This window comes from Mesorhizobium sp. M0626, assembly GCF_040320665.1.
Lineage (GTDB): Bacteria > Pseudomonadota > Alphaproteobacteria > Rhizobiales > Rhizobiaceae > Mesorhizobium.
Map to the genome: position 1 here is coordinate 118,441 of NZ_JAMYQD010000009.1, position 20,441 is coordinate 138,881.

The window sequence follows — 20,441 nt, forward strand, 5'->3', positions numbered from 1 at the left end:
GATTGCTCAGAACCTCCAATGCCATCAAGGTGTCTGAGTGCCTATGCATCCCCGGATGCGGCAGCTTTGTGCCTCATGTCGGTCAATCGTCGAGCTTCTGCCAACTCCCGCAAGCAGACGGCTGATTGGGTGGTAGGGTCGACCTTCACAGAGGAATGGCCACGGAATCGATAAGTCGCCTGCATACAGCAGGCGCTACTTCGCGATACCATCGCTGCATGCCACGAAGAAAGAACAACCGCCGCAAGAAGCCGCCACAGAGAAAAGAGCTGAAGCTCGAACTCTCAACGTTTGCCATCAAGGAAGAGCACCACGACGAATTTAAGAAGGCCGTCTTGGCTGCTGCACGACACAGCGTTGATGAGTTCCCCGCGACCCTCCAGATTGTCACGGATGAGCTTCGAAAGTCGGACGCCATCGGGATCGTTTCAACCTTCGCTGTTTATGGGCTTCAGACCCTGGCGGGACGTGAGGGCGTGAACACCAAATCCGTTCTCAAAGACATTCAGCAGCACCACGCCGAGTTGCTGCTGGCGCTGGTGATGACCATTCCGCTGGACGAGTGGGGAAAAGACCCATTCACACCAGCTATCATGGGAACGGTGTTCGAGACTGTTCCCAAGGTCGCTGAGACGTTCCTGCATCAGCGCATCCTGGCCGCTGAGGACGTCGCGGATAAGCAGGAATTTACGATCCTGTCGTTGCAGGAGCGCATTCGACTTCACACGCAGGCGGTCAGGAATTGGGGCTACTACTCCGATGTCATCCGTATCAGCACCGATCTGTACGGATCCCTAGACGATCGCCTGAAGCCGCATTTCGGTTTCGGGGCCACCGACCTGATTGAGGTTATGGCGGCCGTCGTCAGAGAGTTTGAGCGTCGGCATTCCGAACACTTCATGCGACTGGCGAAGGTCATTCGCTCGCCCAATGTCCGGCAGATGGTTCGAAACTATTACAAGTACTTTCCTGAACTCAAAGGTGGGCCAGAAGACCTCCTAGCCGCCATGCCGCCGGGCGTTTCACGCGATGGCATGATGGGCATGATAATGGGGCATTGCGATCTGCGACATTCCGAACGTGCCAGCTTCACTGCCGCGGAAGTCGCAAAGCTTTCGGGCAAACCAAAAGATGTCGTCGAGGCGATCCTTGAGTCCCTATCCCGCGCACCGGGCAGTCTGGCTGGAACCAACCCTGACCACCTCTTCCTTGCCAATCCGATCTGGGATGCTCCGGGCATCTATCTTGGTGATCTATTCGTGTTCCCGATCCCGCAAATGGTCTTTAGCCATATCCATCGCGTGATGGCGCGGCTGGCGCAGGAAGCTGGCATCAAGACCCAGCTTGAAAGCCGCAGGGCGGACTATCTCGAAAGCCAACTCGAAGACACGATGCGAAAAGCCCTGCCGGGAGCGATGATCGTTCCGGCAGCAAAGTGGCTGGTTGGCGCCGAGCAGTTCGAAACAGACCTACTCGTCACGCTCGATCGCACCGTGATTATCGCTGAGGCGAAGTCCAATCACCTTACTCCACAGGGGCTACGCGGTGCGCCGGGTCGCGTGAAACGGCACGTCTCGGACATGGTCCTATATCCATCCCAGCAGTCTGCGCGCCTCGCCACACTCATCACTTCTGCAAAGGAGGGCGATGCCGCAGCCGAAGCGATTGTCCGCCAGATCGGTATTGATCCGGTATCGGTCGATCAGATCATCAGGATATCGGTGACCCTTGATGATTTTTCGGTTCTCAGTTCCGCTGAGGCGGACTTCAAGGAAATTGGCTGGGTGCCTGCCGACCACCAGCTTGCGCCGACGATTACGATCGCTGATCTCATCTGCATCGCCGACATTCTCGATCACCCGCTCACCTACCTTCACTACCTCGGTGAGCGCATCTACCTTCAAAAGTCATTCAGCCTGCTCGGGGATGAACTCGACTTCCTCGGCCTCTATCTCGTCACGGGTTTCAACATCGCGGGCCTGCGGGAGGAAAATTCCATCTTCTCGCCTAGCGGAATGTCCGAACCGCTCGACCGGTACTATACAAGCCGCGATGCGGGCATCGCCCTACCAAAACCGAAACCTCAGTTGGGACCTCTGTTCGGTTCTATCATCAAGCAGCTCGAACAGCGTAAATCACCGGGCTGGACGACCGTCGGTCTGCACCTTTTGTCATCGGCTGATCCCAGCGAGCAGAAGACCATCGAAAGGAACCTGATCAAGCTGCGTGCCATGGTGCGCAAGAATTTCCGCGAACCCGGCCACATCAGTTCGCTTCAGGTTCAGCCCCCGCTGCGGCGCAAGGCGCGCATCATTTTCTATGCATTTCCCGAGACACTGCGTGGGGAATCGCGCAAGACCATGGAAGGATTGGCCGCAGAGGCGATGGAGGACGAACGGGTAGACCATATAGTAGTCCTTGCCCGTTGTACGGACCGCTGGGACATCCCCTACGAAGCAGTGCTTCTGGTTCGTCGTTCCCCAGGAGACGCGGCCGATAGCGCGAGCGCTTAGCCTAACAGGCCAATCCTGACGCACCTCTGCGCCGACAGCCGACAAACGGATTGCCTGAGGTCTGCTCTGCTTGCCTCGCTCCCCATAAGCCGCCAGACCGCTGTCTGCCCAAAAGGCGACAACCAGACACCTGCTCTGCAGTGACTGCTTCGGGCAGTTGGCGGACCGCTTGGTGCGTCTTCAATGGCTGAAGACGAGCGGCGGTGCGATGCGGTCCCGCCGCAGCCAGCGCGCTAACAGCAGCACCGCCACCACGGCCAGACCCGACGCCAGGCCGATCCAGATGCCGACGCCGTGCAGGCCGAAATGGAAGGCGAGCAGCACGCCGAGCGGCAGGCCGATGCCCCAATAGCCGATCGCGGCATAGATCATCGGCAGCTTGGTGTCGTGCAGGCCGCGCAGCATGCCGGCGGCAACGGCTTGCGCACCGTCGAAGATCTGAAACAGCGCGGCAAAGGCCAGGAACGACACGGCCAGCGCGATCACCCTGGCGTTCGCCGGATCGGTCATGTCGATGAAGGCGCTGATCAACAGATGCGGCCACAGCACCATCACCAGCGCCATCAGCGCCATGGACGAGACGCCGATGACGAAGGCGGTCCAGCCGGCGCGCGAAACGCCGGCCGGATTGCCGGCGCCGTGGGCCAGGCCGACGCGCACGGTGACGGCCTGGTTGAGACCGAGCGGCACCATGAAGGAGATCGAGGCGATCTGGATGGCGATGGCGTGCGCGGCCAGCGAATCCGCATCAATCAGGCCCATCAGCAGGGCTGCTGCATTGAAGATCGTCACCTCGAAGGCGAGGATGCCGGCGATCGGCATGCCGAGCCGCAGCAGACCCTTGAAGCGCGGCCAGTCGGAGCGCCAGAAGCGGCCGAACAGGCGATAGCGGCGAAACTTCTTCTCCAGCATCACCACGGCTGCCAGGCCGCAGAACATCAGCGTGCTCGACAGCGTGGTCGCCAGCCCCGAGCCGGCAATGCCCATCGAGGTGACGCCGAGATTGCCGAACATGAACACCCAGTTGAAGAAGGCGTTGCAGGCAACGGCGACGAAGACGATGATCAGCGCCCAGCCCGGCCGCTCCAGCGCCGAGATGAAGGAACGCAGCACGATATAGCCGTAGAAAGGCAGCACCGCCCATTCGAGCCAGCGCAGATAGATGCCGGCCTGACGCGCCAATGCCGGCTCCTGGCCCATGGCCAGCAGAATGGCCTCGCCATGCCACAGCACGATCCAGATCGGGATCGAGATCAGGATCGCCAGCCACAGTCCCTGGCGCACGGTGCGACGCAAATCGCGCACCGAATAGCGGCGGCGGCCAAGCTCGGTGGCGATCATCGGCGAAGTCGCCAGCATCAGGCCGAGGCCGAAGATCAGCGGCATGAAATAGAGGTTGGCGCCGAGCGCGCCGCTGGCCAGCGTGTCCGCGCCCAAACGCCCCATCATCATGACGTCGGTGGCGGTCATCGCGGTCTGGCCGAGATTGGTCAGCACCATCGGCCAGGCCAGCGCCAGCGTCGCCCTGATTTCCTGACGCCAAAGATTTTCCGGCGCACGAGCGCCGGCTTCGATCGCAGACATTGTCCTGCTCTTTCCGATTGCGGCGCGTCGGCAACGAGGCCGGAAGCCGCACTTCCAAACGGCAAAACCTTCGGTTTCGCAGCGTTTGCGTCGTTCTATTGGACGAAATGCGACATGAAGGCAAGGGAGGACGGGCAGCCGGCGATTGAGCCAGAGGCGGGAACCCTCCTATCCGGCTGCCTTTGGATCAACCGATGCTTTCGCCGCCGTCGATCACCAGCGCCTGGCCGGTCATGAAGGATGAGCGGTCCGAGACGAGGAACAGGATCGCTTCGGCGATCTCTTCGGCGCTCGCCCAGCGCCCCATCGGGATCCTGGTGCGGACATAGGTCTCGATCGCCTCGCGGCCGCCCATCTGGGCGATGAACGGTTCGTTGAAGGGGGTGTCGACCCAGCCGGGGCAGAGCGCGTTGACGCGCACATTGTGCCGGGCATAGTCGAGCGACATCTGCCTGGTCATCGCCACCACGGCATGTTTGGACGTGGCATAGGCGATCATCTCGCGGTCGTAGAAGACGCCCGAATTCGAAGCCGTGTTGAGGATGACGCCGCCGCCTTGCGCGACCATTGCCGGCATGACCAGCCGCGCGGCCAGAAACTGCGCCCGTACATTGATGCGCCATGACGCATCCATACCATCGACCTCGACCTCGGTCAGCGTGCCGCCGACCTGGATGCCGGCGTGATTGTGCAGAATGTCGATGCGGCCATACTTGCCGAGAGTGCCTGTGATGAGCTTCTCGACCGCGGCGTCGTCAGAGACGTCGGTGACAATCGCCTCGGCCTGCCCGCCCACTGCCCGGATGTCCGCCGCTGTCGTCTCGCCGCTGGTCTTATCCCGGTCGGCGATGACCACCACAGCGCCTTCGCTGGCCATGATCATGGCGCCAGCGCGGCCGATGCCGGAACCGGCGCCCGTCACCACGGCGATGCGGTCTTTGAGGAGCATGAATTTGTCTTTCAGCTGGATGGCTTGTTCAGTTTGACGGCTGGCGCTGGCGCAGCTGCCATTGGGCAAGCACCACCAGCAGGACCGAGGCGACGAGCACGATGGTGGCGATGGCGTTGATTTCCGGCGTCACGCCGCGCCGGATCGAGGCGAAGACATAGATCGGCAGCGTCGTCTGCGCGCCGGCGACGAAGAAGGCGACGATGAAATCGTCGAAGGAGAAGGTGAAGGCGAGCAGGAAGCCGGCGATCACCGCCGGCATGATCTGCGGCAGCACGATCGAGCGAAACGTCGTCAGCGGCGTGGCGTAGAGATCGCTCGAGGCCTCGACCAGGTTGCGGTCGAGGCTGGCGAGACGCGTGCCGACGATCATCGTCACCAACGCCATCGAAAACAGGCCGTGGGCGGCGATGATCGATCCATAGCCGAGCGACAGGCGCGGCGGCTGGTCGTTTGGCCAGATCGAGGCGAGGAACGGGTTGAGCACGCCAAACAACTGGACCAGCGCGACGAGCGTCGAGATGCCGATGACGACGCCGGGAACGACGATCGCGGCACCCATCAGCGCGTCGAAGACGGCGCGAGTCCTAAGCCCGACCCGCGCCAGGCCGAGCGCGGCCGCCGTGCCGCACACCGCCGCCAGAAGCGCGCTGGTGGTGGCGATGAACAGGCTGTTCTTCAGCGCCTCGACCAGGAACGGGTTCGACAGCGCGGTGCCGTACCATTGCACCGAAAAGCCGGTGAACTCGCTGGCATGGCGGCCGGCGTTGAAGGAGAACAGCACGACCAGCGCGATCGGCAGGTAGAGGAAGGCGAAGACGGCTGTGACGAAGGCGCGCATCAGATCAGATCCACCCTGCGGGCGCCCGACACCCGCGTCGAAACGCGGTTTGCCGCAATCAGCACCACCACCGAAACCGCCACCAAGGTGATGGCGATGGCCGATCCGAACGGCCAGTTGCGCGACTGCAGGAACAGGTCGACCAGCGCGTTGCCGATGAAGAACACCTTGCCGCCGCCAAGCAGGGTCGGGATCAGGTATTCGCCAAGCAACAGGATCATGACCAGCGAGAAGCCGGTCATCACGCCCGGCAGCGACAGCTTCAGCGTCACCCCCAGAAAGGTTGAGAGCGGGGTCGCGCCGAGATCGGCGGAGGCTTCCAGCAGCCTTCGGTCGAGCCGCTCGAGACTGACATAGATCGGCAGGATCATCAGGGGCAAATAGCCATAGACGATGCCGAGCAGCACGGCGCCCGGCGTGTTGATCAGCCTGACATCCTCGATGCCGACAAAGGCCAGCAGTGCGGGAATGCCGCGTCCGCCCAGAATGTACATCCAGGCATAGGTGCGCATCAAAAGGCTGGTCCAAAAGGGAATGACGACGAGCGCAAGCAGGATCAGTCGCCAGCGTTGCGGCGCCTTCAGGGCGAGGTAGTAGGCAACCGGGTAGGCGACGAGCAGGCAGGCAAGCGCGCCCACCGGCGCCAGCATCATCGTGTTCCAGAAAGCAGTCGCCCGCGCCGGAAGATTGGCATACTGCGCCAGCGTGAAGGCGGCCTGGTAGCCGCCCTCCGGCGCCCGCTCGCCGACGCTGAACACGGCAATGGCGACGAACGGCAACACCAGAAACACCACCAGCCACGCTGTAGCCGGAGCGAGCAGCAGCGCTGTCAGGATGTTATACCGAAATCTGTTGCCGTGCATGGAACCCGCCCCGATGCCGGCGGAGGCCCGCCGGTTTCCGTTTGCTTCAGGCCAGCCTCAGGCCGACTTGAAGCGCGCCATCAGCTCGGCGCGGCCTGGGTCAGTCAGCGTTGCCGCCGCGCCGAACTCAAGCGGCGTCAACAGGTCGGCCGCAGGATAGAGGATAGGATTGTCGAGCACTTCCTTGGGCAGCAGCTTGTTGACCCGCGCATCGGTCGAGGGCGCGCCATTGGCCAGATGCTCCTTCACCGCAACCTCAGGGGTCATCAGATAGTTGAGCAAGGCATAGCCTGCCGGCTTGTTCGGCGCGTCCTTCGGGATGGCGTAGAAGTCGGTCCAGATCTCGCCACCCTCCTTGCCCAGCACATAGGCGATCTCTGGGATATCGCGATGCAGCTGCGCGCCGTCATTCGTCCAGCACATGGTCATCCAGGCGTCGCCCGCCCGCATACCCGGCTGGTAGTCGGACGAGACCGCAAACAGATGCGGCTTGACCTTGAGCAGCAGTTCCTCGGCCTTGGCGAGTTCGTCCTGCTTCAGCGAGTTGAAGGAATAGCCGTGATATTTCAGCGCGTTGCCGATGGTGGTCAGCTGGTAGTCGTGCACCATGGTGCGGCCATCGCCCTCAGCCATGGCGACGTCCCAGAACTCCTTCCAGCTCGTCATCGGCTTGGTCAGCTTCTTGGTGTTGACGGCAAAACCGGTCGTGCCCCAGTTCTTCGGCACGGCGTAGGTTGTGCCGTCGATCGTGCCTTCCCCAGTGAAGCGTGGGTCTTCCTGGGACCCGTCGAAATTCGGCAGCTTCGCCATGTCGAGCGGATCGATGATGCCAAGCTTCTTGTAGGTCGAGATCGTGTAGTTGGTCGGCACGAACAGGCTCCAGCCCGAGGCGCCGGCCTGCAGCTTGGCCAGCATTTCCTCATTGGAGCCGAAGACATTGACCTCGACGGCGACGCCGGTGTCCTTCTTGAAGTTTTCGAAGGTCTGCGGGTCGTGATAATTCGGCCAGGTGGCGATCGACATGCGGTCGCCGAGGTTTTCGGCGGCAAAGGCCGGCGTCGGCATGATGCCGATCTCGCGCGCCATCACCGCGGTCGCGATGCCAAGCCCGGTGAGGCCGAGGAAGTCGCGGCGGCCGATCGAGCCGCGCTTCAAACGCATCAGTTGGTCGACGAAGTTCTCAGGGCTTATCGGCAGTCCGTCACGATATGATTTCGACATTTTTTGCTACCCTCTGGTTGGTCCCGTTGTTCTTGGTCTCCGGAAACGCCAGCGGCGTCCCGGAGGCAAAGCCGATGGCGACGGGTTCACCCGGCTTGAAGAGATTGCCGTGGCCGATCACATGGTCGGCCTTGGCCAGCAGCGTTCCGATGCCCTGGACCTCGATGGCGTATTCCGCGGTCGAGCCCAGAAATATCCGGTTGCGGACGATGCCCTTGAACAGGCTGCCTTCCGTGGCGCCGAGGCTTAGCGATTCAGGGCGCAGGCTGACGGAAACGGCCTCGCCCTGCTGCAAGGCAGTTCGTTTGCGCGCCGCAATGACGGTGCCGTCGGCGAGCGCCACATTCACCAGATCGCCGGTATGCCCGGCGACCTTGCCGCTCAACAGATTGGTCTTGCCGACGAAATCGGCGACGAACAGGTCGGCCGGCTCGTCATAGATTTCACTTGGCTGGCCGAGCTGGACGATGCGGCCGCCGTTCATGACGCAGACGAAGTCGCTCATCGACAGCGCTTCCTCCTGGTCGTGGGTGACCAGCACGAAGGTGATGCCGATTTCACGCTGCAGGTTCTGCAACTCGATCTGCATGTCGGTGCGCAGCTTCTTGTCGAGCGCCGCCAACGGCTCATCGAGCAAAAGCACCGCCGGCTTGTTCACCAGCGCGCGCGCCAGTGCGACGCGCTGCTGCTGGCCGCCGGAGAGTTCGTGGATCTTGCGGCTGCCATAGCCGGCAAGCCGCACCATTTCGAGCGCCTCGCCAGCGCGTCGGCCGATTTCCTGCGACGACAGGCGCGGCCTCGCCTGGCGTAGCCCGTAGGACACATTGGCTTCCACATCGAGATGCGGAAACAGCGCGTATTGCTGGAACACCATGTTGACCGGGCGGCGATAGGGCGGCGTGCCGGCCATGTCCTGGCCGCGGATGAACACCTGGCCTTCGCTCGGCTGTTCGAAGCCGCCGATCATGCGCAGGCATGTCGTCTTGCCGCAGCCGGACGGTCCGAGAAGGGCGACAAAGGCGGAGGGCGGCACAGCCAGATCGATGCCGCTGACAGCGGTCACGGCGCCATAGCGCTTGGTGACGCCGCGAAACTCGATGTCGGGCACTGCGGTCAAAGTGCTGGCTCCAGCAACAGGGCTATTTCAGGACGCTACCAGAGCCAATGGCGGCTAGTATATACCTCGCAGGTGGTATATCTGATCTATTTTCTCGTTTGAGGGGGTATAGGTTGAGTGCGTCCCGCAGCGACGAATACAGCCGGCTCGCAGCCCTTGTCGCGGCAACGCGAGAGACCAGCGGCGAAATGTTCGGCCAGGCAATGGTCGATTGGCTGAGCCAGCATGTCAGCTTCGACCACTGCGTTATCTTCGGCTATCGCGGCGCATCGCGACCGCCGCTGCTGTTCGAAACCTTCTCGCCGGCCGAGAGCCATGTCTTCGTCACGCTCTATCAGGAAGGACCTTATCTGCTCGACCCATTTCATCACGCGGCGGTGGAGCGCAAGGAGGGGTTCTGGCGCATGCGCGAGCTGGCGCCCGACCGCTTCTATGCCAGCGAGTATTTTCGCACCTACTATAGCCAGACAAGGCTGGCCGAGGAGGTCGGCTTCTTCGTGCCGCTGCCCGGCAAGGATGCGCTGGTGCTGTCGCTGATGCGATTGCACGCCTCGGGTCCCTTCGGCACCGCCGATGCCAGGCTGCTGCGCGACATGGCGCCGGCGGTCATCAACTTCGCCCGGTTGCGCTGGCCCGCACTTGCGGCCGAGGAGCAGGACGAAGCGGAGCAGGGCGAGACGATCGCCGCCGTCAACGAGTTCGACCGCGCCCACATTTGGGAAAGCCTGTCGCTGACCCCGCGCGAAAAGCATGTCGTCGATCTGGTGCTGCAGGGGCATTCCACCGAGTCGATCGCGAGAGCCATGCGCATCGTGCCGGGAACGGTGAAGGTTCATCGCCGCAACATCCATCGCAAACTCGGCATCAAATCCCAGGCCGGGCTGTTCGCCCGCTTCATCGAGATCATCGAGAGCCGGCGTTGAAATCGCTGAGGCAGACATCGTTCACTTGCGGGCGACAGACTGCTACGGATTACCCGAAACCAGTCGCTTCCTCATACGCCCCGGAGAGCAGACGATGGCATTCAGGCGCAGAAAGAACACGGCCGCGATCCCTCGCACGGTGCCGGCTTTCGAGCACATCGTCACCGAGGCGAGCGACAGTTTCCTGTGGCGGCTCGACGACTATCCCTGGGAGCGCAATGTCTGGAATTTTCATCCGGAATACGAGATCCATCTCCTGAGGAAGTCTTCCGGGGTCGCGCTGGTCGGCGATCACATCGGCGAATTCGGGCCGGGCTACCTGAGCATCGTCGGCGGCGGGCTGCCGCATGACTGGGTGACATCGGTGCAACCCGGCGAGCTGATCGAAGGACGCGACATCGTGCTGCAATTCGATCCGCAGCGGCTGCGCGGCTCGGCGGGACTGCTGCCGGAGCTGCGCGAACTGGAACCGTTCCTGGAGCGATCGCTGCGCGGCATCGTCTTCCATGGCCGCGCCGCGCTCGACGGCGCTGCGCTGATGGAAAGGATGGGCACCGTGCACGGGCTCGCCCGGTTTTGCCTCTTCCTCGAACTGGTCGATCTGCTGGCCAGGACAGACGAATACGAGCTTTTGTCCTCGCCGGATTTCTCACCCGCGCTCGACGCAACCTCGCTGGACATCATCCAGCGCACGCTGACCTATCTCTTCCAGCACTTCGCCGAGGACCTGAAGCTGCCGGAGGCGGCGGAGCTGGCGGGGATGAGCGAAAGCACGTTTTCGCGCTTCTTCCAGAAAAACACCGGCAACAGTTTCAGCGACCACATCGCCAAGCTCCGGCTCTGGCAAGCCTGCAAGCTGCTGGCGGACACCGATATTCCGATCACCGACATCTGCTTCCAGGTCGGCTACATGAACATCTCCAACTTCAACCGCGCCTTCCTGCGCAAGCACCGGATGACGCCGTCATCCTACCGCAAGCTGTCGAAGCAGCGGATGACGATGCGCGCCTGAAAACCGGCCTTCCTCACTCCATCGGTACTCATGTGACAGAGGCCGTGCAGGCGAGCCGGATTTTGCAGCGCACAATGCATAAAAGTACAGGTCTGCTGCAACGGGGCTTCTAGCGCGGCCTTTAGCAACTCCTCATTTTGGCGATGGGTGGCTTGTCGCTCGGGCGATGGCGAGGATCGCGCAACCGAAGACTTCCGCTTCCTGCGACTGTTCCTGGAGGAGAAAATCAATGAAACCAATTCGGCTCGCTGCGAGCATAAGCGCAGCTTTCATGCTTACCACGACCCTCTCGACCATGGCGCTGGCGGCGCCGGTCTGCTCGGCACCGGTCAAGGTGCTGGCGCAACCGCGTGACGGGCTGACGCTGCTGGAGGCGTCCAAGGACGAGTTCCAGAAACTGGCCGGCGCCAGCTTCCAGATCGACTATCTCAACGAGAACGACCGCCGGGCAAAGTCGCGCGCCGATGCGTCCACGGTCGGCAACTACAACGTCTACTATGTCGACGAAGCCAATGTCGCGCTGTTCGCCTCGTCGAAATGGATCGTGCCGCTCACCGACTATTACCCGGCTGACTACGACTACGCCGATTTCGACCCGGGCCGGCAGAAGGTCGCCACCTATGACGGCAAGGTGTGGTTCGCGCCGCTGACCGGCGGCGGCGACCTGATGGTCTACCGCAAGGACATTCTGGAAGCCGCCGGCATCCAGCCGCCGAAGACGCTGGACGAGTTGATCGCCGACGTGCCGAAGCTGACAGATCCCGACAAGGGCATGTACGGCATCGCGCTGCGCGGCGCGCGTGGCTCGGGCGCCAATGTCTGGCGCTGGATGCCGTTCTTCAAGGCCTATGGCGGAAAATGGTTCGACGGTGACAAGCCGGCTTTCAACTCCGAGGCCGCGGTCAAAGCGACCGTGACCTATCTTAAACTGTTCAAGGATTCAGCGCCCGGCACGCAGACCGGCAGCTGGGATGAATCGACCGGCGCCTTCCTGTCGGGCCAGGTTGCCATCTTGGTCGAATCGACGCCGCTGTCGGGCATGGCGGTCGACCCGAAGACCTCGCAAGTGGTCGGCAAGATCGGCTTCCTGCCGCCGCCCTCGCCACTGACCGGCGGCGGCTACGGCCACGGCCTCGCCATCGCCGCCAAGGCCAATGCCGATGACGCCGCGAAGCAATGCGCCGGCCTGTTCATCGCCTGGGCGACGTCGAAGGAGAACGAGAAGCGCCGGCTCGACGCGCACCAATTCGGCGAGCTCAACCGCACCAGCGTGCTGTCCAGCAAGGAGTTCGCCGACATCTATGGCGCCGATCTCGGCCAGGCGCTTGCCGATACCGGCAAGGTGACGGCGGTGAACTTCTGGCAGGATCCGCGCTGGCCGGATCTCGGCGACCGCTGGGGCATCATCCTGGAAGAGCTGGTCACCGGCACGCGCACCGACGTCAAGGGCGGCCTCGACGAACTCGAGGCCTACGCCAACGAGCTGGTGAAGAAGAAGTAATCCTCCCGCCCGCGGCGCGCGGTCCACGGCATTCGACCGGATGCCGGGACCTGTGCGCCGCGGGTCTCTCCAAAAAGGCACAGCCCGAGGATAGGCAATGCGCCGACGCTCTTCCCTGCCCGTGACGTTTCTGGTTCCGACGCTCGCCATTCTTCTGGTGCTGTCGATGGTGCCGACGCTGTACGCCATCGTCATTGCGCTGCAGAACCGCGAGCTGAGCTCGTCGGACTATTCCTGGGTCTGGCTGTCGAACTTCATCGACCTGTTCGCCGACCGGCGTTTCCTCAACGCGGTCTGGGTTTCGGTGAAGTGGGAAATCGTCACCGTGGTGGCGACGATGATGGTGGCGATCGGGCTCGGCGTGCTGATGTTCGAAGTAGCGTCGCCGCGGCTGCGCAACATCTACTGCCTGCTGTTCATCATCCCGGTGCTGTTGCCGCGTGTCTCGGCGGCCTTCGTGTGGAAGTTTGCCTATCATCCGCTCTACGGCATCGCCACCTATCCCTACAGGCTGATCACCGGCGGGCTGATCTTCGACCCGCTGTCGAAGCCGTCGACGGCCCTGTTTGCCGTCGCCTCGGTCGATGTCTGGCAGTGGGGACTGTTCTTCGCGGTCATCGTGCTGAAGCTTCTGGAGACCTTGCCGCCGCAGCCGATCGAAGCGGCGCGGCTCGACCACGCCAAACGCTGGCAGATCCATGCCTATGTGACCTTGCCTATGCTGAAGGCGCCGCTGATCAGCCTGATGTTCGTCAAGATGATCGAATCGCTGCGCTCCTTCGACCTGATTTATGTGATGACGCGCGGCGGGCCGGGCGTGGCGACCGAGACGCTCGACATGTACGCCTTCTCGCAAGGCTTCATCGAATCCGGCAAGGTGTCCTATGCCTCGGCCATGGCGGTGCTGATGATGATCGCGACTGTCATCACCTTCACCATGCTGTGGAAGCGGGTGCAGGCATGAGGCCGTATCGCATGAGACCGGGCCGCCTCATCGGCAAGATCATCCTGGCCTTCGCCGGCTTCATGGCGGTGTTTCCGCTCGCCTGGACGGCGGTCAATTCGCTGAAGAACAATGTCGACATCATCACCCGCGTGCCGCGCCTGGTGTTTACCCCGACCTTCGACAATATCAGCTACATCATCGGCCGCGACAGCGTCATGACTGGTCTCTATAACTCGGTCATTTCCTGCGGCGTCGCCGTGCTGATCGGCGTCATGCTCGGCCTTCCGGCAGCCTATGCGGTGGCGCGCTATCCCAATCGCTTCGCTGGCGACATCCAGTTCTTCGTGTTGTCGCTGCGCTTCCTGCCCCCGGTGGCAGTCGCCATTCCGCTGATGGTGATCTGGCTGCAGATCGGGCTCTACGACACCTTGCCGGCGCTGATCGTCACCTATTCGCTGCTCACCATCTCGGTGATCATGTGGCTCGCCATTCCCGCCTTCCAGGCCGTGCCGAAGGAAATCGAGGAAGCCGCTTTCGTCGACGGCTACGGCGCTTACTCGGTGTTCTGGCGCATTGCGCTGCCGGTAGCGGCGCGCTCGCTGATCGGCGCCGTCGCCTTCAGCTTCGTGCTGGTGTGGAACGAATTCCTGATCGCGCTGATGCTGTCCAGTTCCAACGCCAAGACATTGCCGATCGTCGCTTCCGAACTTTCACAGCAAGGCATGAACGTGCCGTGGGGAATCCTCAACGCCTCGGTCGTGCTGTTGTCGCTACCGCCGCTGCTGTTCCTCGGCGTGCTCAGCGGCTTCCTGAATTCCGTTTTCCGGCAAAAAAAGACTTGATGCGAGGACTTACCTATGCGGGCACTGGTGCTTGAGAAAAAAGGCGAACTGTCGCTGCGCGAGATCGCGCTGCCGCTCGACGTCGGACCGGGCGATGTCAAGATCGCCATCCACACGGTCGGCGTCTGCGGCAGCGACGTGCACTATTACACCCATGGCGCGATCGGCAGCTATGTCGTGCGGGCCCCGATGGTGCTCGGCCACGAAGCCGCGGGAACGATCGTTGAGATCGGCGCCAATGTCGGCACGCTGAAGGTCGGCGACCGCGTCTGCATGGAGCCGGGCGTGCCGAACCTGTCGTCGCGCGCGACGAGGCTCGGCATCTATAATGTCGATCCCGATGTCAGCTTCTGGGCGACACCGCCGGTGCATGGCGTGCTGGCGCCCTATGCCGTGCACCCGGCCGCCTTCACCTACAGACTGCCGGACAATGTCACCTTCGCCGAAGGCGCGATGGTCGAACCCTTTGCTATCGGCATGCAGGCGGCGAGCCGCGCCCGCATCGTGCCTGGCGACGTCGCCGTCGTCGTCGGCTGCGGCCCGATCGGCATCATGATCGCGCTGGCGGCGCTGGCCGGCGGCTGCTCGAAGGTGCTGATCTCCGATTTTTCCGCACCCAAGCTCAAGATTGCCGCGCAATATCCCGGCATCGTGCCGGTCAATATAGGTGAGCAATCGCTGGTCGACGCAGTCTCCGCCGCGACCGACAATTGGGGCGCGGATATCGTGTTCGAGGCGAGCGGCAGCCCGAAGGCATTCGCCGACCTGTTCGATGTCGTGCGGCCGGGCGGCGCGGTGGTGCTGGTCGGACTGCCGGTCGAACCGGTCAGCCTCAACGTTCCGGCGGCGATCTCCAAGGAAGTGCGCATCGAGACGGTGTTCCGTTACGCCAACATCTTCGACCGCGCGCTGCAGCTGATCGCCTCGGGGAAGGTCGACCTCAAGCCGCTGATCACCGGCACTTATGATTTCTCGGACAGCATCGAGGCCTTCGAGCGGGCGGCGCAAGGCAAGCCGCAAGACGTCAAGCTGCAAATCCTTCTTACCGGCGAGAAGGGCTGACCATGTCCGCGATCGTTTGCTCCCATGTCGACAAGGCTTACGGCGCCACCACCGTCATCCGCGACCTCAATCTCTCGATCGAGGAGCACGAATTCGTCGTATTCCTCGGCCCGTCCGGCTGCGGCAAGTCGACCTTGCTCAGGATGCTGGCCGGACTGGAGGATATCAGCGGCGGGGAAGTGTCGATCGGCGGCAAAGTGGTCAACGATCTCGAGCCCGGCGAGCGCGGCATTGCCATGGTTTTCCAGAACTATGCGCTCTACCCGCATATGACGATCTTCGACAACATCGCCTTTGGGCTCAAGCGACAGAAAGTGCCCCCGGCCGAGATCCGGAAGCGGGTCGAGGCGGTGGCAACGACGCTCGGCCTCGAACCTTACCTCGCCCGCAAGCCGACCGAACTTTCCGGCGGCCAGCAGCAGCGCGTGGCGATTGCGCGCGCCATGATCAAGACGCCGAAAGTGTTCCTGTTCGACGAGCCGCTGTCCAATCTAGATGCCAAGCTGCGCAACCACATGCGGGTCGAGATCGCCCGGCTGCATCAGTCGCTGAAGACCACCACCGTCTATGTCACCCACGATCAGTTGGAAGCGATGACGCTGGCCGACCGGATCGTGCTGCTCAGGGATGGCGTTATCGAACAGATCGGCTCGCCTGCGGAGATCTATCGCCAGCCGGGCAATCTGTTCGTCGCCGGCTTCATCGGTACGCCGAACATGAATTTCATCGACGTGGCCGTCGGGCGGAAGGACGAACGCTGGACGCTGACAGGCGGCGGCTCGAGCTTCTCCATAGAAGGCTCGGGCTTCGATCTACGCGGCGTCCAGCGCGCCGTGCTTGGAATCCGACCGCCGGACCTGAAGACCGCCGGCGCTCAGAGCATCAATCTTCTGCAAGGCACCGCCGACCTCATCGAGTTCCATGGCAATGACGCGCTGGTGACGTTCGCCTGCGGCGGCAAGGAGGTCGGCGCATTGGTATCGGCCCGCGAATGCCCGGGGTTGCGCGCGCCTGTGCGCTACACATTCGAGGAGGAGAGCGTGCATCTGTTCGACGCGGCGACCGGCGCATCCTTGCGCCGGCGAGAGGAGGCCTAGATTTGGTACGCAATTCCGGACGGAAAACCGTTTCACATTTTTCCTGGAATTGCTCTAGCTGATGGCGTCGAGCTCCTGCCGCTGGCGGTGCATTTCGAGGAAAATATTGTAGTCGCGGTCGAAGCGGCCTGACGCGGCCGGGTTCGAGGTGCGCGCCCTGCCGCCTTGCTGCATGGCGACGCAAGCGGCATTCAGGTCCGGGAACAGACCGGCCGCGGTGGCGGCGACCATGCCGGTGCCGAGCAGAACGGCTTCGTCGGCCAGCGGCTCGATCACCGCGCAGCCGGTGGCGTCGGCATAGAGCTCCATCAGCAACGGGTTCTTGGTGTGGCCGCCGGTGACATGCAGCGTGTCTATGAGATAGCCGTTCTCGTTCAGCGCCTCCAGCACATGGCGCACGCCGAGCGCGATGCCGACGGCGGTGCGCCAATACAGCTTGCACAGACTGTCGAAGGAGGAATCCAGCGTCAGCCCGCTGACCACACCGACCGCATGCGGATCGGCAAGCGGCGAGCGGTTGCCATGGAAATCCGGCAGCACATGCAGCCTTGCCGCCAGCTTGTCACCTTCGGTGCTGCGCAGTTCGGCGACGCGCCTGGCGATTTTTGCATGCATGGCCGCGTCCGGCTCGCCGCCGGCGCCGTGCCAGCGGATGATATGGTCGAGCAGCGCACCGGTCGCCGACTGGCCGCCTTCCGACAGCCAGAGTTTTGGCAGTGCGGCGCCATAGTATGGACCCCAGACGCCGGCGAAAGGCTGCGGATCGGGCGACATGGCCATGACGCAGGACGAGGTGCCGGCGATCAATGCCAGATGGCGGCCGATATTCTGCTCGTCGCCAGCAAAGCCGCCGAGCACGCCAAGCGCGCCGGCATAGGCATCGATGACGCCGGCGCCGACCCGACAGTTTTCGCTCAAGCCCAACTCCGCCGCCGCTTCAGGGGTGAGCGTGCCGATGTCTGCGCCGACAGCACTTGCCTTCTCCGGCAGGCTGCCGTGTTCGAACAGATCGCCAAGCCCGACCCTGTCGAAGAAGTCACGGCGCCAGCCGGTTTCCTCATGCGCCAGATAGGTCCATTTGGCGGTCAGCGTGCATTGCGAGCGCGCCAGCGACCCGGTCGCCTTCCAGGTCAGGAAATCGGTGAGGTCGAATAGGTAGCCGGCTTCATGCCAAGTTCCCGGCAGATTGCGCTTCAGCCACATCAGCTTCGGCGTCGCCATTTCCGGCGACATGACGCCACCGATATAGTCGAGTACGGCGTGGCCGCTATCGGTGCATTCATCTGCCTCGGCGATGGCGCGATGGTCGAGCCAGACGATGGTGTCCCAGCGCCGTTCGCCCGTCACCGAGACGCTGAGCTGGCCGGCATTCCTGTCCAGCACCACCAGCGAGCAGGTGGCGTCGAACGACATGCCGACAATATCGTCGGCTGACACACCGGCCTTTTCGCGCGCGGCACGCACCGCGATGCAGACCGCCGACCAGATATCCTGCGAATTGTGCTCGGCGTGATCGGCCTTCGGCTGGTTCATGACGATCGGATGCTCGGCGCGGCCGAGCAAGGTGCCTGACGTATCGAGAATGCCCGCGCGGGCGCTCCCGGTGCCGACATCGACCGCGCAAACGAAGCTTTTCGTCAAGATGCTTTTACTCTCGCTCCCTAGAGCCGGATGATTTCAGGTCTGTTCGACCCGAAATCTGAATCCGTCTCTAAATCAAAGAAGTAGAGCATGATGTCGTCCGAAAACCGCTTCACACTTTTCGGCATCATGCTCTAGCCTGCAATCAGATCGGGCAATTGCAGCATGTCCGCGAATATAAAGTCCGGTTCACTCGACGCAAGCCGCGCTTTCAAGGCCGGGTTGCCGGCGTGCGAACCGCCGGTGAAAGCAAAGACGCGCATGCCGGCCGCACGCGCCGCTGATATGCCAGCCGGGCTGTCCTCGATTACGATGCAATTACCGGGATGCGCGCCCATGGCGGCGGCGGCATGGAGAAAAAGATCCGGCGCCGGCTTGCCGCGCGCGACCATGGCGGCGCTGAACAGATGCGGCTCGAGCAGGCCGAGCAGACCGGTGACGTCGAGCGCGTAGCGTATCCGGTCGAGCGTGCCGGAGGACGCGACGCAGCAGGGCACGCCCAGCCTCGGCAGGATGTCGCCGATGCCGGGAATCGGCTTCAGCTCCTCGCGGAATTTGCGCATCAGTTCGACCCGCATGTCGGTAAGATGCACGTCGGTGATGTCGATGGTGAAATCGCGAAGAAGTATCTCGCGCACGCTCTTCATGCTCTTGCCGAGGAAATGCTCGTAGGCGGTATCTTCGCTGACCGAGCCCCCGGCGGCAGAGATCATGCCGAGCAGAGCCGAAACCGACAGCGCCTCGCTGTCGACCAGCACGCCGTCACAGTCGAAGATGACCAGTTCGGGCGTCATTGCGGCTGGCGTCAGAGCTTGCCGGAGATGTAGCGCGTCAGCGTCGCGCGCGTGCCATTCGCCCACAAGACGTTGAGCGCATGGGCAAAGGCCTCGGCGAACGGCGCCGAGCGGCCGACACCGCCATAGATATCCTCCATCGCAAGCCAGGCACCGGGCCTGTCCTTCGCCGCCTTCGCGCTTGCCTGCAGCCGGTCCCAGCTCGGGTCGTTGGCCTCGATGACCGCGCCGCTGTCGGTGGTGCCGAAACAGTAGCGGCACCACAGCGCCGACTCGAGCGCCAGACCCGCGACGCCTTTGCTGGCCTTCAGCCGGTCGGCAATGGTCGGGATGATGAATTTCGGCTGCCGGTTGGAACCGTCGAGGCAAAGCCGACGGATGGTGTCGCCGATCTTCGGGTTGGAAAAGCGGTGCTCGATGAGTTGGTAATAATCCTCCAGCACGGTGTCCGGCACCGGCGGCACGGTCGGGATGATCTCGTCATGCTCGAGCTTGGCGAGGAAGCCGCGCACCAGCGGCTCCTGCATCGCCTCATGGACGAAATGGATGTCCATCAACCCTGCGGGATAAGCGATCGTGGCATGACCGCCATTGAGGATGCGGATCTTCATCAGCTCATAGGGCGCGACATCCCTCACGAATTGCACACCGACCTTTTCCAGCGGCGGGCGGCCGTCGGTGAAATGATCCTCCAGCACCCATTGCCTGAACGGCTCGCAGAACACCGGCCAGTTGTCCTCAAGGCCGAACTCGGTGGCGAGAATGCCGCGCTCGCGGTCGGAGGTGGCGGGGGTGATGCGGTCGACCATGCCGTTGGGAAAGGCGACATTGTCGCTGACCCAGTTTGCCAGATCCTCATCGATCAGCCGGGCGAGGCCGATGACGCCATCCGAGGTGACATGGCCATTGTGAGGGATGTTGTCGCAGGACATGACGGTGAACGGCACGATGCCGTCGGCCCGGCGGCGTATCAGGCCCGCAAGGATGAGGCCGAACACCGTCTTCGGCGTCGTGCCTGCCTGTGCGTCGGCGACGATGTCGGGGTGGGTCGGGTTGAACTTGCCGGAGGCCGGATCGATGAAATAACCGCCTTCCGTGATGGTCAGCGAGACGATCTTGATCGCCGGATCGGCGAGCTGGTCGATGATGGCATCGGCATCGCCGGGCGTCAGGAAGTCGATCATAACGCCGGTGACGCGGGCGCTCATATGGTCGGAATCCTGCTCGACCACGGTGGTCAGCCAGTCCTGCTCCTGCAGCTTGGAACGGCCGATTTTTTCGCCCTCGAAGACCCCGGCGCCGACCAGCGCCCAGTCATGGCCGATGCCTGAATTGAAGAGATCGTCGAGGTAGACCGCCTGATGCGAGCGATGGAAATTGCCGACGCCGAAATGGACGATACCGGGTTTGAGCCTGGAGCGATCATATCTGGGACCGGCGACCTTGGCGGGGAGTTCCGAGAGGATCGAGGAGGAGAGTTTCACGGTCATTTTTTTACCCTTTTGGCCGGGCTGCGGCCTTCGTGATCCCGGCCC

17 protein-coding genes are annotated in these 20,441 nt (G+C 62.8%); 8 read left to right on the plus strand and 9 right to left on the minus strand.

Annotated features, from left to right (window positions below; genetic code table 11):
- Positions 1-218 precede the first annotated feature (218 nt).
- Entirely contained in the window at positions 219-2,513 is a 2,295-nt protein-coding gene (locus NKI37_RS13145; protein ID WP_352791452.1) for a hypothetical protein, read from the plus strand.
- Positions 2,514-2,693: 180 nt separating this feature from the next.
- Here NKI37_RS13145 and NKI37_RS13150 read toward each other — a convergent pair whose 3' ends face one another.
- The 6 genes from NKI37_RS13150 to NKI37_RS13175 all read right to left on the minus strand — a co-directional run bounded on the left by NKI37_RS13150 (position 2,694) and on the right by NKI37_RS13175 (position 9,088).
- Positions 2,694-4,097 (minus strand): MATE family efflux transporter, encoded by a 1,404-nt coding sequence (locus NKI37_RS13150; RefSeq protein ID WP_023806246.1) that lies wholly within the window; start codon positions 4,095-4,097, stop codon positions 2,694-2,696.
- Positions 4,098-4,284: 187 nt separating this feature from the next.
- Entirely contained in the window at positions 4,285-5,046 is a 762-nt protein-coding gene (locus NKI37_RS13155; protein ID WP_352791449.1) for an SDR family NAD(P)-dependent oxidoreductase, read from the minus strand.
- Between the two features lie 28 nt (positions 5,047-5,074).
- The gene (locus NKI37_RS13160) at positions 5,075-5,887 is read right to left on the minus strand and encodes an ABC transporter permease (RefSeq protein ID WP_023671267.1); all 813 of its coding nucleotides are present in this window, start codon (positions 5,885-5,887) and stop codon (positions 5,075-5,077) included.
- On the minus strand, positions 5,887-6,750 hold the full coding sequence (locus tag NKI37_RS13165; protein WP_352791447.1) for an ABC transporter permease: 864 nt from the start codon (positions 6,748-6,750) through the stop codon (positions 5,887-5,889). The genes NKI37_RS13160 and NKI37_RS13165 overlap by 1 nt, the downstream gene beginning before the upstream one ends.
- A gap of 57 nt (positions 6,751-6,807) precedes the next feature.
- On the minus strand, positions 6,808-7,971 hold the full coding sequence (locus NKI37_RS13170; protein ID WP_352791445.1) for an ABC transporter substrate-binding protein: 1,164 nt from the start codon (positions 7,969-7,971) through the stop codon (positions 6,808-6,810).
- A complete protein-coding gene (locus NKI37_RS13175; protein WP_023755456.1) occupies positions 7,952-9,088 on the minus strand; it encodes an ABC transporter ATP-binding protein in 1,137 nt (378 codons plus the stop codon). Before NKI37_RS13175 ends, NKI37_RS13170 begins: the two co-directional genes overlap by 20 nt.
- A gap of 113 nt (positions 9,089-9,201) precedes the next feature.
- Here NKI37_RS13175 and NKI37_RS13180 point away from each other — a divergent pair, with 113 nt between their 5' ends.
- From NKI37_RS13180 to NKI37_RS13210, 7 genes are all read left to right on the plus strand, one after another.
- Positions 9,202-10,011, plus strand: coding sequence for a helix-turn-helix transcriptional regulator (locus NKI37_RS13180; RefSeq protein ID WP_023755457.1), 810 nt, complete (start codon positions 9,202-9,204; stop codon positions 10,009-10,011).
- 94 nt (positions 10,012-10,105) lie between these two features.
- On the plus strand, positions 10,106-11,023 hold the full coding sequence (locus NKI37_RS13185; RefSeq protein ID WP_023671262.1) for an AraC family transcriptional regulator: 918 nt from the start codon (positions 10,106-10,108) through the stop codon (positions 11,021-11,023).
- A gap of 229 nt (positions 11,024-11,252) precedes the next feature.
- On the plus strand, positions 11,253-12,524 hold the full coding sequence (locus NKI37_RS13190; protein ID WP_023695883.1) for an ABC transporter substrate-binding protein: 1,272 nt from the start codon (positions 11,253-11,255) through the stop codon (positions 12,522-12,524).
- Between the two features lie 97 nt (positions 12,525-12,621).
- The gene (locus tag NKI37_RS13195) at positions 12,622-13,488 is read left to right on the plus strand and encodes a carbohydrate ABC transporter permease (protein ID WP_023683583.1); all 867 of its coding nucleotides are present in this window, start codon (positions 12,622-12,624) and stop codon (positions 13,486-13,488) included.
- An 11-nt stretch (positions 13,489-13,499) separates the two neighbouring features.
- The gene (locus NKI37_RS13200; protein WP_023671259.1) at positions 13,500-14,312 is read left to right on the plus strand and encodes a carbohydrate ABC transporter permease; all 813 of its coding nucleotides are present in this window, start codon (positions 13,500-13,502) and stop codon (positions 14,310-14,312) included.
- A 15-nt stretch (positions 14,313-14,327) separates the two neighbouring features.
- Positions 14,328-15,374: an NAD(P)-dependent alcohol dehydrogenase gene (locus tag NKI37_RS13205; RefSeq protein WP_023683584.1), complete on the plus strand. Its 1,047-nt coding sequence runs from the start codon at positions 14,328-14,330 to the stop codon at positions 15,372-15,374.
- Between the two features lie 2 nt (positions 15,375-15,376).
- Positions 15,377-16,471 carry an ABC transporter ATP-binding protein gene (locus tag NKI37_RS13210; protein ID WP_023683585.1) on the plus strand — a complete coding sequence of 365 codons (1,095 nt, stop codon included), beginning with the start codon at positions 15,377-15,379 and terminating at the stop codon, positions 16,469-16,471.
- A gap of 54 nt (positions 16,472-16,525) precedes the next feature.
- On the opposite strand, the gene NKI37_RS13215 is transcribed toward NKI37_RS13210, so the two are convergent.
- From NKI37_RS13215 to NKI37_RS13225, 3 genes are all read right to left on the minus strand, one after another.
- Positions 16,526-18,112: an FGGY-family carbohydrate kinase gene (locus NKI37_RS13215; RefSeq protein WP_352789265.1), complete on the minus strand. Its 1,587-nt coding sequence runs from the start codon at positions 18,110-18,112 to the stop codon at positions 16,526-16,528.
- Between the two features lie 134 nt (positions 18,113-18,246).
- Positions 18,247-18,906: an HAD family hydrolase gene (locus tag NKI37_RS13220; RefSeq protein WP_023736919.1), complete on the minus strand. Its 660-nt coding sequence runs from the start codon at positions 18,904-18,906 to the stop codon at positions 18,247-18,249.
- A gap of 11 nt (positions 18,907-18,917) precedes the next feature.
- The gene (locus NKI37_RS13225) at positions 18,918-20,396 is read right to left on the minus strand and encodes a mannitol dehydrogenase family protein (RefSeq protein ID WP_023736920.1); all 1,479 of its coding nucleotides are present in this window, start codon (positions 20,394-20,396) and stop codon (positions 18,918-18,920) included.
- Positions 20,397-20,441 lie beyond the last annotated feature (45 nt).

Bases quoted from the DNA above. Each gene is read 5' to 3' on its own strand.
- NKI37_RS13225 (WP_023736920.1), bottom strand. From the start codon at position 20,396: ATGACCGTGAAACTCTCCTCCTCGATCCTCTCGGAACTCCCCGCCAAG.
- NKI37_RS13155 (WP_352791449.1), bottom strand. From the start codon at position 5,046: ATGCTCCTCAAAGACCGCATCGCCGTGGTGACGGGCGCCGGTTCCGGC.
- NKI37_RS13190 (WP_023695883.1), top strand. From the start codon at position 11,253: ATGAAACCAATTCGGCTCGCTGCGAGCATAAGCGCAGCTTTCATGCTT.
- NKI37_RS13220 (WP_023736919.1), bottom strand. From the start codon at position 18,906: ATGACGCCCGAACTGGTCATCTTCGACTGTGACGGCGTGCTGGTCGAC.
- NKI37_RS13185 (WP_023671262.1), top strand. From the start codon at position 10,106: ATGGCATTCAGGCGCAGAAAGAACACGGCCGCGATCCCTCGCACGGTG.
- NKI37_RS13160 (WP_023671267.1), bottom strand. From the start codon at position 5,887: ATGCGCGCCTTCGTCACAGCCGTCTTCGCCTTCCTCTACCTGCCGATC.
- NKI37_RS13150 (WP_023806246.1), bottom strand. From the start codon at position 4,097: ATGTCTGCGATCGAAGCCGGCGCTCGTGCGCCGGAAAATCTTTGGCGT.
- NKI37_RS13195 (WP_023683583.1), top strand. From the start codon at position 12,622: ATGCGCCGACGCTCTTCCCTGCCCGTGACGTTTCTGGTTCCGACGCTC.
- NKI37_RS13210 (WP_023683585.1), top strand. From the start codon at position 15,377: ATGTCCGCGATCGTTTGCTCCCATGTCGACAAGGCTTACGGCGCCACC.
- NKI37_RS13145 (WP_352791452.1), top strand. From the start codon at position 219: ATGCCACGAAGAAAGAACAACCGCCGCAAGAAGCCGCCACAGAGAAAA.
- NKI37_RS13165 (WP_352791447.1), bottom strand. From the start codon at position 6,750: ATGCACGGCAACAGATTTCGGTATAACATCCTGACAGCGCTGCTGCTC.
- NKI37_RS13170 (WP_352791445.1), bottom strand. From the start codon at position 7,971: ATGTCGAAATCATATCGTGACGGACTGCCGATAAGCCCTGAGAACTTC.
- NKI37_RS13200 (WP_023671259.1), top strand. From the start codon at position 13,500: ATGAGACCGGGCCGCCTCATCGGCAAGATCATCCTGGCCTTCGCCGGC.
- NKI37_RS13205 (WP_023683584.1), top strand. From the start codon at position 14,328: ATGCGGGCACTGGTGCTTGAGAAAAAAGGCGAACTGTCGCTGCGCGAG.